The organism is Streptomyces sp. RKAG293 (assembly GCF_023701745.1).
Lineage (GTDB): Bacteria > Actinomycetota > Actinomycetes > Streptomycetales > Streptomycetaceae > Actinacidiphila.
Genome location: NZ_JAJOZB010000001.1, coordinates 7099209 through 7114506 on the forward strand (window position 1 = coordinate 7099209; position 15298 = coordinate 7114506).

Here is a 15298-nt window from a genome sequence, read left to right on the forward strand (position 1 = left end):
GTTACCGGACCGAAGCCTACTTCCTCGGCCGGCACCACCAACCTGCATCAACCGGGCACCACGAAGCCGCATTCGTACGCGGCGATGACGGCCTGAGTGCGGTCGCGGGCGCCGAGTTTGGCGAGGACCCGGGCGACGTGGGTCTTGACGGTTTCGGGGCCGAGGCCGAGACGTTCGGCGATCTCCGCGTTCGACAGGCCCGACGCCATCAGGCGCAGTACCTCGGCCTCGCGCTCGGTGAGGCGGTCGCGGAGGGCATGCGAGGGGTCGACCGGGGCGTAGCGGGCGGCGAGGGCGCGTACGGCCGCCGGGAAGAGCAGGGAATCGCCGCGGGTCACCAGCCGTACGGCCTGGACGAGTTGGTCCGCCCCGGCGCGCTTCAGCAGGAAGCCGGAGGCGCCGGCGCGCAGCGCCTCGTAGACGTACGCGTCGTTCTCGAAGGTCGTCACGACGACGATGCGCGGCGGATCCGGCATCGTGCGCACCAGCTGCTCGGTGGCGCGGATGCCGTCGATCTCCGGCATGCGGACGTCCATCAGGACGACGTCCGGCCGCAGTTCGCGCACCAGAGGGATGGCCTCGGCGCCGGTGGCGGCCTCGCCGACGACCTCCATGTCCGGTTCGCTCTCCAGGATCGCGCGCAGCGCGGTGCGCACCATCCGCTCGTCGTCGGCGAGGACGATCCGCAGGTTCATCGGGTCCCCGCCCCCAGCGGCAGGGTGACGCGCAGCCGCCACCGTGAGCCGTCGGTTCCCGCCTCGAACCGGCCGCGCAGGACGGACGTGCGTTCCTCGACGCCCATCAGGCCGCGTCCGCCACCTGTTCTGCGGGAGGGCACCGCCGTCACCGGGTTCATCATCTCGATCTCCAACTCGTCGTCCGTCAGGGAGATCCGCAGCCGGACCGGGACCTGCCCCGCGTGCCGCAGCGCGTTGCTGAGACCCTCCTGCACGATCCGGTACGCCTCGCGGGAGACCATCGGCGGCACCGCGCCGAGATCGCCCTCGACGGACGCGTCCAGCGGGACGCCCGCCGCCCGCGTCTGCCCGAGCAGGGCGTCGAGGCCGTCCAGGGTGGGCCCCGGGGGAGCGGTCGAGCCGTCGCCGTCCTCGCGCAACAGGCCGAGTACGTCGTCGAGTTCGGCGACCGCGCGCCGGGTGGTCTCCTCGATGGCGGCCAGGGCCTGCCGGGCGAACTCCGGATCGCGGTCGAGCACCTTGCGCGCGGCGCCGGCCTGCAGCGTCACCGCGCTCAGCGCGTGACCGACCGAGTCGTGCAGTTCGCGGGCCAGCCGGTTGCGCAGGGCCAGCCGTACGGTGCGCTGTTCGGCGGCGGCCAGCCGGTCGACGGGGGTCGGCCCGAGCAGTTCGGGGGAGCAGCGCGCCAGGAGTGCCGCCGCGCCCTTGGCGGTGAGCGCGAGCGCGGCCAGCAGGAGCACGGCGGCGAACGGGGTCAGTACGTGATGGCCGAGGGTGAGCGGGCGGGACCAGGGGAGTTCGTTCTCGCGCAGCCGCGCGGAGAACGGCAGCGCCAGCAGCACCACGGCGCCCGGCGGAACGGCCAGGGTCATTCCGCTGACGATGCCGCCGAGCCCCACGTGCAGCACGAACCAGCAGGACGTCCGGGCCCGCGCCGCCCACGTCCGGTCCTCCGAGGGCGCGGGCCCGCCCTCGGGGCCGGCGCCGAGCGCCCGCGCGGCCGAGCCCTCCAGATCGCGTACGAGGGGGAAGGCCGCGGCGGCGGCCGCCGCGATGGGGAGGGCGAGGGCGAAGGCGCCGAACTGCTGCGCGACCCACGCGGCGCTGCCCTCGTCGGCGTGCGCGACGACGTTCAGCGCGGTGTTCGTCAGCAGGTAGAACGGCATCAACAACGCGCCGCCGAGGATGAGATGGACCCAGCGCAGCCGGGCCCGCCGGCCGAACAGCGCGCCGGCGGCCCGGGACAGCGCGCCGGCCGCTTGGGACACCGACCGCGTCGGATCGATTGCCGTCCTGGGCGTCGGCCCCCGCATCCGCCGGTCCGTTCGGTCAGTCACGCCGGGAGGCGGCGGTCGTGCCGCGTGCCGCCGCGCGTTCCGCGAGCAGATGGGCGCCGGCGACGAGAACGAGCATCCCGAGGAGCATCTGCACAGCGTAGGTCAGGTCCATGAGCGGGGACGTCCCCGGATCGCCTGAGTCGTCCGGTGCGACGATCCCGGCCAGCAGCATCCAGCCGCCCCACGCCTCCGACGAGGGCGAGCGCGACGACGCGAGGTCCATCGCGACGGTCAGGACGTTGACGGCGTACAAGGCGCTGTCCTCCAGGCTGCCGCGCAGCGAACTGCCGGCCGGGATGCCGACGGTGCTGCCGGAGAGCCAGGTGACCTTGAGTGCGAGATACGGGAGGCAGGCGGCGATGGCCACGGCCCGCAGGGCGCGGCGGGCCGGCGCGGTCCGCCGCCGCGAGGCGGTGGGCGGGGACTGCTGGCCGAGCACGGTGGTTTCCATACCGTCCACGCTCCCGGCCGGGCCGGGCCGCCACGTCCGGCCGGAAGACGATCCGCATCCCCGGAACGGGGGACCTGTCGGCCGCGGCAATCGTCAACCAAGGGTTGACGCCCTCCGATCGTCAACTTAAAGTTGACGCATGACGGGACATCCAGTACGACTCGACGACCTCATCTCCCACGTCAAGGAACGGCACCCGGACGGCGACCCGCTGCAGAACCTCTCCGACGCGGTGACCCTGGCGGAGCACGTCGGCGAAGTCGCCGACCATCTGATCGGCCACTTCGTGGACCAGGCCCGCAGGGCCGGCGCCTCCTGGACCGACATCGGCCAGAACATGGGCGTCAGCAAGCAGGCCGTACAGAAGCGCTTCGTACCGAGAACCCCCGACGACCTCGACCTGCCGCTCGACTCCCTCTTCGGCCGCTTCACCAACCGCGCCCGCAACACGGTCAAGAGCGCCCAGGAGGAGGCGCGCGCCGCGCTGCACACGAGCCTGGGCACCGAACACCTCGTCCTCGGCCTGCTCCATGAGCCGGAAGGGCTGGCCTGCCGCGCCATGGTCGAACTGGGCGCGCCGCCGGAGGCGGTCCGCGCCGCCGTCGGCACCCCCGGCGGGGAGACAGAACCGGTGCAGGGCCATATGCCGATCACCGCCGGCGGCAAGAAGGCGCTGCACCTCGTCCTGCGCGAGGCGCTGCGCCTCGGGCACAACTACATCGGCACGGAGCACATCCTGCTCGGCGTCCTCAGCGACGAACAGGACCCCGCCGCCCAGGCCCTGGTGGGCCTGGGGGTCACCAAGGGACTGACGGAGGAGTGGGTCGTCGCGACACTCCACGAACTGTCGCAGTAGCCCCGCCGACCCGCCACCCGCCGACCCGCCGGACCCGCCGACCCGCCAACCGCCGGCCCACCGGCCTCCGGCCGCGCGGAAGAGGCCGTCAGGCGTCCTTGCCCAGGGTGAGCAGCCGGTAGACGGGGTCGGGGCGCGGGGTGTGCTGGCCCGGCAGCGCGCCCAGGCCCTCGATGACGCCCTGGGCCTGGCGCGGGCTGAACTCCAGGGCGGAGGCGAAGTATCCGGCGCGGATCTTCTCGACCGTCAGCGCCGGGGACCGGCCCTGGCCGTGGCCGGTGAAGGAGGTCTCCGCGCCGGGGCGCAGCCCGTGGCCCGCCGCCCAGCCGACGACGGCCGCGGCCTCGTCGTAGGCGTCGGGGATGAGGTGCGGGGCGAGCAGCACGTCGATGTCGCTGTCCACCCCGTGCGCCAAGTCCTTGTCGACGGTGGTGATGAACACCCCGCCGGGCCGCAGCACCCGCGCGCACTCGGCGACGACCTCCGCCGCGTCCGGCAGCAGATGCAGCAGCCAGACGGCACAGACCGCGTCCACGGACCCGGTGGCGACCGGCAGCCGCCGGCTGTCGCCGAGCACCACGGTGGGTCCGATCCGGCCGGCGGCCACCGACGCCATGCCGGCCGACGCGTCGACGCCCAGGACCCGCAGCCCCGGCCGGGCGAGCCGCTCGGTCACCAGACCGGTCCCGCACCCCACGTCGAGCAGGGTGCGGGCCCGGTCCGGCACCAGTTGGAGTACGGCGCGGGCCGCGGCTTCCGCCCGGGGGACGCCTCCGCGGGTCGCGTCGTACCGTTCGGCTTCTGCGTCGTAGTTCAGCACACGGGCAGCCTACGGGGAGTCATCAGCCGGCGAGGAAATCGCGTACTCCCTGCGATACCCCGTCGTCCCCCAGCAGGTCATTGTGCTTCAGGCACCCGGCGTCCGTGTTGACGGCGCCACTGAGCGCGACGCTGCTGTCCGGGTTGATGACCTCGTCGCACTCCGACCAGAACGTCGCGTACTTGACGGCGCCCGGCGTCTCGTCCCCGGCCGCCAGCTGGTTCTGCACGTAGGAGCCCGGCGACATGTCACGGCACGCCTGGTCCCAGATCACACAGGCCCACGAGGTGTAGGTGCCGTGGTTGGGGCCGCCGAGCGAGACCCAGTGGTCGACGGTGGCCGTGCCGCCGCGGAACTTGACGTACCAGCGGGTGGTCAGGCTGCCGAAGGAGTGCGCGACCAGGTCGACCTTCGACGCGCCGGTCCTGCTCAGCACGCTGTTGACGTAGTCGGTGAACCGGCCGGCCAGCACCTCGTTGACCGACTGGTGGGTGTCGTACCCCCAGCTGAACAGCTCGTCGTCGGTGTACCCGGCGGCCTTGAAGTCGGCGATCATCCCGCCCCACACGCCGGGGTCGGCGTTGTAGCCGTGGACGAAGATCACCGGATGGTGCGCGGGCGGGCCGGCGGGCTGGGCGCCCATCGACGCGGGCGCCGCGCCGAACAGCAGGGCCAGGGCGCCGAGTACGGACAGGAGCACGGTCGATCGGCGACGCATGAGACGCATGAACTGCCTCCTACGGGTGGGGGGATGAACGGGCCGTGGTGCCGGCCGCGCCTGCGCGGGTGCCGGCCGCTCCTACGTGGTGGGGGAGTAGGAGTACACCGAGGTGGAGACCATGCAGATGCCCGGCTGGACGACCTCCGCGCGCAGGGTGCCGGTGCGCGGGTCGAAGTCGATGCCCTCGGACTCGAAGGTGCCGGAGCAGATGCTGCGCTTCGGCAGCTGGAGCAGCGTCGTCACCTGGCCGGTGACCGCGGTGCCGTCGAGCGCGTGCGGGAGGTCGACCTGCACCAGGTCCTTGGCGTCGTCGTCGGAGACGCACACCAGGCGGGTGCCGGAGACGAAGTCGCAGCCCTGGATGTTGTCGACCGCGCGGTCCAGGGTGATCTGCCCGGCCTGCGCGAGCGTGCCGCCGGTGCGCGGGGTGGACGGGTTGAGCAGCGGTGCCGGGAAGACCTGGAGCCGGTTCTGCGTGCCCCATTCGCCGGAGACCAGCCACTGCGCGTCGGGGGAGACGGTGGCGAAGGAGTTGTTGAGCGCCTCGCCGGGGTCGAGTGGGTGGACGTACTCGTAGCGCTGTCCGCCGGGAGTGGTGACGGCGTACATCTTCGACGTCGCGCCGTCTCCGCCCTGGTAGGCGTCGAAGACATGGCCCTGGGCGATGTCCGGATCGCCGACGTGGTTCCAGCCCTTGATGCGCAGGGCGATCGGGATCGAGCCGAGACCCCGGTAGAGCAGCGAGCCGTCGGCGCGGCTGGCCACGCCCTCACCGCCGGTCAGGGAGCCGGTGTACGAGGTGCCGGACTCGGTCCAGCCGCCGGGTGAGGCGGCCGACGCGGTGGAGCCGACGACGGTGAGGGCGATGGCACCGACCAGTACGGCGGCGGCATGGAGCGGTTTGGCGGTCACTGATCCTCCGTCAGATTGACATCTGGGGGCAGATCGTAGACCGGATGTCCGCACGTATCTACCCTTCGGTAACCATGTCCGCCTAGGCTTCCGCTGCTTCTCCACCCACGTTCACCGGGAGTGTTCCGTGAGACTTGCCCGAGCCGCCACCGCCTGTGCCTTCGTGCTCCTGCTCGGTTCCGCCGCCACCACGCCCGCCGTCGCGTCCCCCGCCGGTACGGCGGACGCGGCGGGCACGGCGCAGAGCCCGCAGGTCCCCCAGATCAAGCTCGTGACCAGCAACGTGATGATGCTGTCGCGCAACCTGTACCCGAACTGGGGGCAGTTGCAGCGCGCCGACCTGATCGCGAACGCGGGCTACACGCAGAACGCCGATGTCGTCATATTCCAGGAGGCGTTCGACAACGCCGCCTCCGACCGGCTGCTCGGCAACGTCAAGGGCCGCTACCCGTACCAGACGCCCGTGCTCGGCCGCTCCACCAGCGGCTGGGACCGCACCGAGGGCGCGTACAGCTCCTGGACGCCGGAGGACGGCGGCGTCGCCGTCGTCAGCAAGTGGCCGATCCTGGAGAAGGTGCAGCACGTCTACGCGGACGGCTGCGGCGCGGACTACTACTCCAACAAGGGCTTCGTGTACGTCGTCCTGAACGTGAACGGCACCCGCGTGCACGTCGTCGGCACCCACACCCAGGCCGACGACTCCTCCTGCGGATCGGGCGAGGCCGCGAGCATCCGGCACGGTCAGGACCAGGAGATCGACGCCTTCCTCGACGCCCGCGACATCCCCGCCGCGGAACCCGTCATCATCGCCGGTGACCTCAACATCGACGCGCACGGCAGCGACTACCCGGGCCTGCTCGCGGACCTCGACGCGGCCGCCCCCGACGCCGGTCCGGGCCCCGCGAACAGCTTCGACCCCGTCACCAACTCCGTCGCCCGGGACCGCTACCCGAACGACCCGGCCCAGCGCCTGGACCACGCGCTGCTGCGCAACGGCCACGCCCGGCCGGCCCACTGGAACAACCGCGTCGTCGACGAGCACTCCCCGAAGTGGTCGGTCTCCAGCTGGGGCACCACGTACTCGTACACCGACTACTCCGACCACTACCCGCTGGTCGCCGGCGACGTGTAACCGGCGGCGCCCCCTCCGAAGGAGGAGTGGGTGCGGCGGGGGTGCGGCGGCGGTGCGGCGGCCGGAAAACCAGTTGTGCGGACCATCGTCGACCGTCACGCTGGGTAACCAGTCACCCCGCCGCCCCACTCACCTCCCCGGAGAGCCCGCACCGTGCAGTCCGCCATCACCGTCACGCCCACCCGTATACCCGAGCTGCTGCTCGGGCTGGCCACCGTGCGTCCGGTGTTCCTCTGGGGCGCGCCCGGGATCGGCAAGTCCTCGCTGGTCAGGGCCTTCGCCGAATCGCTCGGCCTGGAGTGCGTCTCGCTGCTGGGCACCCAGCTGGCCCCGGAGGACCTGATCGGCGTGCCGCAGATCCACGACGGGCGGACGCGCTTCTGCCCGCCCGAGGCCATCGCGCGCGACGAGCCGTACTGCCTGTTCCTGGACGAGCTCAACGCGGCGACGCCCGACGTCCAGAAGGCGTTCTACTCGCTGATCCTGGACCGCCGGATCGGCTCCTACGAGCTGCCCGCGGGCTCCATCGTCATCGGCGCGGGCAACCGGTCCACCGACAACGCGCTCGCCCGCCCCATCGCGTCCGCGCTCATCAACCGCCTCACCCACGTGCACCTGCAGGCCTCCGCGAAGGACTGGCTGGTGTGGGCGGGCGAGAACGGCATCCACCCGTGGGTGACGGAGTACCTCACCGACCGGCCCGACCACCTGTGGTCGAAGGCGCCGAAGACCGAGGAGGCGTTCTCCACCCCGCGCTCGTGGCACATGCTCTCCGACGCGCTGCACTCCTTCGGCCCGACGCTCGACGAGGACACCCTCAAGGTCATCACGCACGGCACGCTCACCCCCGCGCACGCCGTCTCGTTCTGCGGCTACGCGAAGATCGTCCGCAACGCCTACGGCATCGACGCGATCATCAAGGGCGACGCCCCCTGGCCGCGCCGTATCGAGGACCGCGATCTGCTCTACTACCTCGCCGACGCGTTCCGCGGCCGGCTCGCCAAGGAGCTGCCGGACCGCAAGGAGCACACCTCCGAGTCCGTCCGGCAGACCGCCTACCGTTCCAAGGCGCTGCTCGTGCAGCTGGCGGAGATCTCCGTCGAGGTCGCCCAGACCGTCATCGCCGACGACATGGACGGCAATCCCGTGCTGCCCGCCTGGTTCCTCGTCGAGGCCGCCCGCGACATGCCGCGGCTGGTCGAGGCGCGCCGGTGAAGGCCCGCGCGAAGCGGCCCGACAAGCAGCGGGAACTGGCCGACGCGGCGTACCTGAAGGGGTGTGCGATCGTCGCCGCGCACCCGGCGCTGTCCGCCCTCGACGTCTCGTTCTGCCGGCTGCCCGCGTGTGAGCACCGTCCGGAGCGCGGCCTGGCCGTGGTCACCTCCAACGGCACGGTCCACGCCCACCCGTACCGCCGTGCCGAGCCGGGCGCCTGGGCCTGGGCGCTCGCGCACTGCCTGCTGCACCTCGGCTTCGGCCATGTGCCCGCCGCTGCCGGGCCGCGCGAGCAGCCCGACGCCTTCGACCTCGCCGCGCGCTGCGTCGTCGTCAACCGCTTCCTGGCCGCGATGCCCGTCGGGGAAGCGCCCGAACACCTGCCGCGCAGCTGGCCGGACGGCGACGAGGACAAGCTCGCCGAACGCTTCCGCCGGGACGGCGTTCCGCCCGCCTACGCCGACTGCGGCACCGCCGGCCCCGGCGAGCCCGACCAGCTGCTCACCGAGTGGATCTCCTGGCGCGGCAGTCCGCCGGACTGGAGCAACGCCCTCGCGCACGCCCTGACCCGTACGGTGTCGGCCGCGATGGACATGGCGGGCGGCCGGCGCGACACCCTCACCGGAGCCCGGGTGGAGCAGCGGCCCTGGGAGCGCGCGCTCAACTGGTTCGTGTCCTCGTACCCGCTGCTGGGCGGGATCGCCGCCGGCATGACGCTGGTCGCGGACGCCGAACTCGCCCGTGCGCACGGCATCTCCATCGCCGCGGTCAGCCCGGAAGCGGCCGAGATCTACATCAACCCGCTGCTCCACCACACGGACGAGGAATGGCGCTTCATCCTCGGCCACGAGATGCTGCACGCCGCCCTGCGGCACGGCGAGCGCTGCGGCGGCCGCGACCCGTACCTGTTCAACGTCGCCGCCGACTACGTCATCAACGCCTGGCTGATCGAGATGGACGTCGGGGAGATGCCCGCCGGACTGCTGCACGATCCCGAACTCCAGGGCCTGTCCGCCGAGGAGGTCTACGACCGCATCGCCACCGACCTGCGCCGGATGCGGCGGCTGGCGACGCTGCGCGGCAAGGGCAAGGGCGACATCCTCGGCGAGCCGCTGCCCCGTCCCGCCCGGCCGGCGGAGTGGGTCGACCTCGACGAGTTCTACCGCCGCGGTCTGATGACCGGCTTCGACCTGCACTCGACGCGCGAGCGCGGGCTGCTCCCGGCCGGGCTCGTGGAGGAGATCAACGCGCTCAGCCACCCGCCGCTGGCCTGGGACGCCCAACTCGCCCGCTGGTTCGACGAGTACGTCCCCCGTCCCGAACCGGTCCGCTCCTACGCCCGCCCCTCCCGCCGCCAGTCGTCCACCCCCGACATCCCGCGCGCGGGGCGGTACTTCCCGCCCGAGGAGGTGGCCCGCTGCACCTTCGGAGTCGTCCTCGACACCTCGGGATCGATGAGCACCACGCTGATCGGCAAGGCGCTGGGCGCCATCGCCTCGTACGCCGCGGCCCGCGACGTGCCCGCCGCCCGCGTCATCATGTGCGACGCGGCGGCGCACGACGCGGGGTACGTCCCGGTCGCGGACATCGCCGGCCGGGTCCGCATCCACGGGCGCGGCGGCACCGTGCTCCAGCCCGCGCTGGACCTCCTGCGCCGCGCGGACGACTTCCCGCCGACCGCGCCCGTCCTGATCATCACCGACGCCGAGTGCGACGTGCTGCGCCCGCGCCGCGAGCACGCGTACCTCGTACCGCGCGGCGCGGTTCTCCCGTTCACCCCGAAGGGCCCGGTCTTCCGGATGGTGTGAAGCCCGCCGACAGGCCGTGCGGGCGGGCGGGCCGTGCGGGCCGTGAAATGTGGTGCGGTACGGCGGCCGGGGCGGCAGACTCGGCCGGATGGAGACGTATCTGATCGGCGGCGGCTGGGACGAAGCGGCCGCGCCCGTGGTGTACGGGCCGTTCCTCGCCGCGGCGGGCCCCGACCCGGTCGTCGCGTGCCTGCTGATCGACGAGGGCTTCGGGGCGGCCGACTTCGGCCGGTACGAGGCGGTGCTGCGGGCCGTGGCGCCCTGCCGGCCCTACCCCGTCCTGGTGCCGCCCGGCGGCGAACTGGACCCCGCCGCGCTGGACGGGGCGGCCGCGGTGCTGGTCTGCGGCGGTCTGACCCCCGCCTACGGCGACGTCGTCGCCGCCCACGCGGGCCTGCTGCGCTCGGTCCCGTACGCGGGATTCTCGGCGGGCGCGGCCGTCGCCGCGGACCTCGCGCTGGTCGGCGGCTGGCTCGCGGACGGGATCCCGGTCTGCCCGGAGGAGACCGCAGAGGACCTCGACGAGATCACCCTGCGGCCGGGGCTCGGCCTCGTCCCGTGCACCGTCGAGGTCCACGCGGCCCAGTGGGGAACTCTGGCCAGGATCGTCGAGACGGTGGCCCGCGGGGATGTCGCCGTGGGCGTCGCCATCGACGAGAACACGCTGCTCACGGTGGACGGCGCGCACTGCGCGGTCTCCGGCCTCGGGCGCGTCCACCTGGTGCGCGCGGGCGAGACGACGACCGTCCGGTCCTACCGCGCCGGAGAGACCTTCACGCTGTAGCCCCCGCGCAGGGATCTGCACCGGACATGCCGATGGCGGCACCCGGACGGGTGCCGCCATCGGATCATGCGGTCAGTTGACCGACTCGGGGTCCGGGCCGATGCGGTTGCCCGCGTCGAGACCGGCGAGAGCCGTCATGTCGGCGTCGGTCAGCTCGAAGTCGAACACGTCGATGTTCTCCTTGATCCGCGACGGCGTCACGGACTTGGGGATCACGACGTTGCCGATCTGGAGGTGCCAGCGCAGCACGACCTGGGCCGGGGTGCGGCCGAGCCGCTGCGCGATCGCGCCGATCACCGGTTCGTCCAGCAGGCCCTTGCCCTGGCCGAGCGGCGACCACGCCTCGGTGGCGATGCCGTGCTCGGCGTGGACGGCGCGCAGCGGGGCCTGGGCGAAGTCCGGGTGCAGCTCGACCTGGTTGACGGCCGGGACGACCGAACCCTCGTCCAGGACGCGGCGCAGCTGCGCGGGGCCGAAGTTGGAGACGCCGATGGTCCTGGCGCGGCCGTCCGCGTGGATCTTCTCCAGGGCGCGCCACGTGTCGGTGTACAGATCGCGGGCCGGCGTCGGCCAGTGGATCAGATACAGGTCGACGTAGTCCAGGCCCAGCTTGGCCAGCGAGTCGTCGAAGGCCGCCAGGGCCTTGTCGAACCCGTGCGCGTTGTTCCACAGCTTCGTCGTGATGAAGAGCTCTTCGCGCGGCACACCGGAGGTGGCGATCGCCTTGCCGGTGCCCTCCTCGTTGCCGTAGATCGCGGCGGTGTCGATGCTGCGGTACCCGGCCTCCAGCGCGGTGGTGACAGCGGCTGTGGCCTCGTCGTCCGGCACCTGCCAGACACCGAAACCGAGCTGCGGCATCTGGACGCCGTTGTTGAGGGTGATGAAGGGGACCTTGCTGCTCACGAGCGGCGATCCTAACGTTGACGTTCATGGGGGTCCTAGGTCCAACCATGTCGTCAGAACCTCCATTCCCGTTCACCGGAAACGTTTCCGGGATCCCCCGGGAAACCCCGGGGAACCCGCCGGTCAGACCGTCGTCCCCAGGTAGGCGTCCCGTACCGCCGGATCGGCCCTCACCTGAGCCGGGCTGCCCTGCGCGAGCACGGTTCCGAGGTCCAGGACGACGACCCGGGCGCACAACTGCATCACGAAGGCCACGTTGTGCTCGACGAGCAGCACCGCGCACCCCTCCTGCCCGGCGAGCCGCCGCACGACGCCGGCCAACTGCTCGCGCTCCGCGCCCGACATCCCCGAGGCGGGCTCGTCCAGCAGCAGCACCCGGGGCGGGTCCGCCAGCGCGCGGGCGACCTCGACCATCCGGGCCTGGCCGACCGGGAGCGTTCCGGCGTACACCGACCGCAGGTCGTACAGACCGCACTGGCGCAGTACCTGCTCGGCCCGGGACCGGCGGGCCCGTTCCCGCGACCGCCGGGACGGCGCCGACACCAGATCGGCCGCGAGACCGCCTCCGCCGCCGTCCCACTCCTGGGCGACGACGAGATTGTCGATGACCGTGAGCTGCCCGAACAGCTGCTGGCGCTGGAACGTGCGGCGCAGGCCGTGCCGGGCCCGCCAGACGGGGGAGCGGCCGGTGATGTCCCGGCCGTCGAGCAGCACCCGGCCCGCGTCGGGGCGGCGGATGCCGGAGACGGCGTCGAAGAACGTGGTCTTCCCCGCGCCGTTCGGGCCGATCAGCCCGCACACCTCGCCCGCGCGGACGCCGAGCCCGACCCCGTCCAGGGCGCGGACGCCGCCGAACCGCACGCCGATGCCGTCCGCCCGCAGCACCTCACCGGTCACGGCCGGCCACCTCTCCGTCGACGTCCACATCGGTGTTCGCGCCCAGGCCGGTGACCGCCGGGGCGGCGATGCCGAGGTACGCCTCGGTCAGCCGGTCCGTCTCGACCTCCGCGCGCGGGCCGCACCACGACACCCGGCCGGACGACAGATACGCGACGGTGTCGGCGAGGCCGAGCACTTCCGCCGCCTTCTCCTCGACGAGCAGCAGCGCGGTGCCCGCCGCACGCAGTTCGGTGAGTACGGCGAAGACCTCGTCGACGACGCGCGGGGCGAGGCCCAGCGAGGGTTCGTCGGCGATCAGGACCTTCGGCGGCCGCTGCAGCAGCGGGGCCAGCGCCAGCATCTGCTGCTCGCCGCCGGACAGCGACCTGGCGAGGACTCCGCGCCGGGCCGCGAGCTGCGGGAAGCGTTCGTAGACCTGCCGGCGCGCGGTCCTGCCGGGCAGATACAGCGTCAGGTTCTCCTCGATGGTCAGCGCGGGGAAGATCCCGCGGCCCTCGGGGGCGAGCAGGATTCCGTCGCGGGAGCGCCGCACCGGACCCTCGCGGGTGCCGTCCCTGCCGTGCGTCAGCACCGAGCCGTGCGCGGGTGCGAGGATGCCGGCGGCGATCCGGCAGATGGTGCTCTTGCCCGCCCCGTTGGGCCCCAGCAGCGCCAGGATCTCACCGGGCCGGACGGTCAGATCCACCCCGTGCAGGACGGTGGCGCCGTCGTATCCCGCGTGCACGCCGCGCAGTTCGAGCGCGGGCGGCCGGGAGGTGGCGGGGGCCGGGGCGAGCGGGCGTTTCGGTGCGGCCGGGGGAGGTTCCTGCACGGTCCGCTCGATCCGTGCCGCCCCCTCCGCCCGCCGTCTGCGCAGCCGTACGGAGACCGCCGCGCAGTAGCCGTCGGGGTCGTTGGCGAGGGCGAGTCCGGCCAGGCCGAAGAGGATGACCGGCAGGTGCGCGGAGTCGGTGACGTAGGTCTGGAAGAGGTGCGGGACGATCGCGAAGACCAGCCCGGCGACCACCGCGAACTGCGGCCTCCGCAACCCGGCGGCGACGACCACCGCCAGCCAGACCAGACCGGTCAGCGCGGTGAAGTCCGTCGCGGTGATCCGGGTGTTGTAGGAGGCGTACATGACGCCGCCGAAGCCCGCGAGCCCCGCGGACAGGGCGAAGAGCACCAGCTTCGTACGGACCACCGACACCCCGGACGCCATGGCGGCGGCGGGCGCCGACCGCACCGCGAGGATCGCGCGGCCGGTGGCCGAGCCGCGCAGCGCGCTGAGCGCCGCGACGACCACGGACAGCAGCACGATCAGGGCGACGCCCATCGCCCGGTCGTCGGCGAGGTCGACCGGGCCCAGGACGGGCCGCGGGATCGACCAGCCCGCGTCGCCGTTGCGCAGCCAGCCCAGTTGGAACAGCACCTGGTCGGCGAGGAAGGCCAGCGCGAGCGTGGCGAGGGCGAGGCTCCGGCCGCCCAGCCGCAGCGCGGGCAGCGCCACCAGCGCACCGAGCACCGCCGCGACACAGGTCCCGACGGCCGCCGCCGCGACGAACGGCCAGCCGTGGCTCATCAGCAGCCCGGCCACCAGCGCGGCGCCGGTCACGAACGTCGCCTGCGCGAGGCTCACCATCGCGCCGAGCCCGGTGACCAGGGTGAACGAGACGAACACCAGGGAGATCGCCAGCCCCTGGGTCAGCAGACCGCTCCAGAACGGGGTGGTGACCGTGTAGAAGGCGACGGCGAGCAGCGCGGCGGCCGCCGTCCAGGGCCCCCAGCGCCGCGCCCAGGACGCACCCGCCAGATAGTCCGGGGTGGTGACGTCCGCCGCGGCCGTGCCCGCCGCGCGCTGCCGGCGGGCCATCAGCAGCAGTCCCGCGAAGAGCAGGAAGAACGGAACGGCGCTACGGAATCCGGTGATCCGGTCGGCGAAGGAGGCGTATCCGGCGGCCAGGTTCTGCAGGACGCCGAGCGCGAGGCCGCCCGCGAACGCGAGCGGGATCGACGCGAAGCGGCCGAGGACGGCGGCGGTCGCGGACACGAAGAGGAAGAGCGTGTAGTCGTGCGCGGACAGGCCGAGCAGCGGGGTGGCGAGCACCCCGGCGAGTCCGGCCAGCGCCGAGGACAGCATCCAGGCGATCGACGACAGCCGGTCCGCGCTGATCCCGCGCAGCTCGGTCAGCGAGCGGTTGTCGACGGCGGCGCGCAGCCGCAGGCCGAGGGTGGTGTGCCGGAGCAGCACCCACAGGCCCAACGCGACCACGGCCGTGGTGATCCAGGTGATCAGCTGGTCGGAGTCGACGCCCACTCCGTCCATGAGCTGCCAGGACCTCGCAGGGCTCGGCCCGACGCCCGGCAGCCCGAACTGGTTCTCGGCGGGTTGCACGGAGACCCCCGCGTCCCGCAGGAGTTCCACGGCCCACAGCCCGGCCGCCGGCAGTGCGACGAGCAGGCCGATCGTCGCCACGATCTGCGCGGTCTCCCCGGCCTTCGCCAGCTTCCGGAACATCGCCCGGTCCAGCGCCCAGCCGGTGGCCGGCGCGACGACCACGACCAGCAGCAGCGCCGCGGGGACGGCCGGCCAGCCGAAACCGGAGTGCAGTTCGTAGTAGCCCAGCGCGCACAGGTACGCGGTCGCGCCGTGCGCGAAGTTGAACAGGCCCGAGGCGGAGTACGACAGGACGAGTCCCGTCGCCAGCAGCGCGTAGAGCGCCCCCGACACCAGGCCGCTCAGTACGAAACCCAGCAGGTCTCCCATGGCCACTGCCTTCCGCGG

Annotated in this window: 14 protein-coding genes; 5 read left to right on the plus strand and 9 right to left on the minus strand. The window is 72.9% G+C overall.

Features of this window, described 5'->3' with window-relative positions; all coding sequences use genetic code 11:
* Positions 1 to 47: 47 nt before the first annotated feature.
* The 3 genes from LNW72_RS31435 to LNW72_RS31445 all read right to left on the minus strand — a co-directional run bounded on the left by LNW72_RS31435 (position 48) and on the right by LNW72_RS31445 (position 2486).
* Positions 48 to 695 carry a response regulator transcription factor gene (locus LNW72_RS31435; protein WP_250978451.1) on the minus strand — a complete coding sequence of 216 codons (648 nt, stop codon included), beginning with the start codon at positions 693 to 695 and terminating at the stop codon, positions 48 to 50.
* Complete coding sequence (locus tag LNW72_RS31440) at positions 692 to 1966, minus strand: histidine kinase (protein WP_308402060.1); 1275 nt, start codon at positions 1964 to 1966, stop codon at positions 692 to 694. Before LNW72_RS31440 ends, LNW72_RS31435 begins: the two co-directional genes overlap by 4 nt.
* Before the next feature lie 61 nt (positions 1967 to 2027).
* On the minus strand, positions 2028 to 2486 hold the full coding sequence (locus LNW72_RS31445; RefSeq protein ID WP_250978452.1) for a hypothetical protein: 459 nt from the start codon (positions 2484 to 2486) through the stop codon (positions 2028 to 2030).
* Between the two features lie 139 nt (positions 2487 to 2625).
* Here LNW72_RS31445 and LNW72_RS31450 point away from each other — a divergent pair, with 139 nt between their 5' ends.
* Entirely contained in the window at positions 2626 to 3342 is a 717-nt protein-coding gene (locus LNW72_RS31450) for a Clp protease N-terminal domain-containing protein (protein WP_250978453.1), read from the plus strand.
* An 88-nt stretch (positions 3343 to 3430) separates the two neighbouring features.
* Here the strand turns inward: LNW72_RS31450 and LNW72_RS31455 are convergent, their stop codons facing one another.
* The 3 genes from LNW72_RS31455 to LNW72_RS31465 form a co-directional block, all read right to left on the minus strand.
* Entirely contained in the window at positions 3431 to 4162 is a 732-nt protein-coding gene (locus LNW72_RS31455) for a class I SAM-dependent methyltransferase (RefSeq protein ID WP_250978454.1), read from the minus strand.
* A gap of 22 nt (positions 4163 to 4184) precedes the next feature.
* Positions 4185 to 4889: a triacylglycerol lipase gene (locus tag LNW72_RS31460; protein ID WP_250978455.1), complete on the minus strand. Its 705-nt coding sequence runs from the start codon at positions 4887 to 4889 to the stop codon at positions 4185 to 4187.
* Positions 4890 to 4961: 72 nt separating this feature from the next.
* A complete protein-coding gene (locus tag LNW72_RS31465) occupies positions 4962 to 5795 on the minus strand; it encodes a hypothetical protein (RefSeq protein WP_250978456.1) in 834 nt (277 codons plus the stop codon).
* 127 nt (positions 5796 to 5922) lie between these two features.
* Between LNW72_RS31465 and sph the strand changes: the two genes are divergently transcribed.
* The 4 genes from sph (at position 5923) to LNW72_RS31485 (ending at position 10734) form a co-directional block, all read left to right on the plus strand.
* Positions 5923 to 6927, plus strand: a complete 1005-nt coding sequence (sph, locus tag LNW72_RS31470; protein ID WP_250978457.1) for a sphingomyelin phosphodiesterase — start codon at positions 5923 to 5925, stop codon at positions 6925 to 6927.
* A gap of 153 nt (positions 6928 to 7080) precedes the next feature.
* The gene (locus tag LNW72_RS31475; protein ID WP_250978458.1) at positions 7081 to 8142 is read left to right on the plus strand and encodes a MoxR family ATPase; all 1062 of its coding nucleotides are present in this window, start codon (positions 7081 to 7083) and stop codon (positions 8140 to 8142) included.
* The gene (locus tag LNW72_RS31480) at positions 8139 to 9950 is read left to right on the plus strand and encodes a hypothetical protein (RefSeq protein WP_250978459.1); all 1812 of its coding nucleotides are present in this window, start codon (positions 8139 to 8141) and stop codon (positions 9948 to 9950) included. The genes LNW72_RS31475 and LNW72_RS31480 overlap by 4 nt, the downstream gene beginning before the upstream one ends.
* Before the next feature lie 88 nt (positions 9951 to 10038).
* Positions 10039 to 10734, plus strand: a complete 696-nt coding sequence (locus tag LNW72_RS31485; protein ID WP_250978460.1) for a hypothetical protein — start codon at positions 10039 to 10041, stop codon at positions 10732 to 10734.
* A gap of 72 nt (positions 10735 to 10806) precedes the next feature.
* On the opposite strand, the gene LNW72_RS31490 is transcribed toward LNW72_RS31485, so the two are convergent.
* The 3 genes from LNW72_RS31490 to LNW72_RS31500 form a co-directional block, all read right to left on the minus strand.
* Positions 10807 to 11592 (minus strand): aldo/keto reductase, encoded by a 786-nt coding sequence (locus tag LNW72_RS31490; protein ID WP_250980395.1) that lies wholly within the window; start codon positions 11590 to 11592, stop codon positions 10807 to 10809.
* 168 nt (positions 11593 to 11760) lie between these two features.
* On the minus strand, positions 11761 to 12534 hold the full coding sequence (locus LNW72_RS31495) for an ABC transporter ATP-binding protein (RefSeq protein WP_250978461.1): 774 nt from the start codon (positions 12532 to 12534) through the stop codon (positions 11761 to 11763).
* The gene (locus LNW72_RS31500) at positions 12524 to 15280 is read right to left on the minus strand and encodes an ATP-binding cassette domain-containing protein (protein ID WP_250978462.1); all 2757 of its coding nucleotides are present in this window, start codon (positions 15278 to 15280) and stop codon (positions 12524 to 12526) included. The genes LNW72_RS31495 and LNW72_RS31500 overlap by 11 nt, the downstream gene beginning before the upstream one ends.
* Positions 15281 to 15298 lie beyond the last annotated feature (18 nt).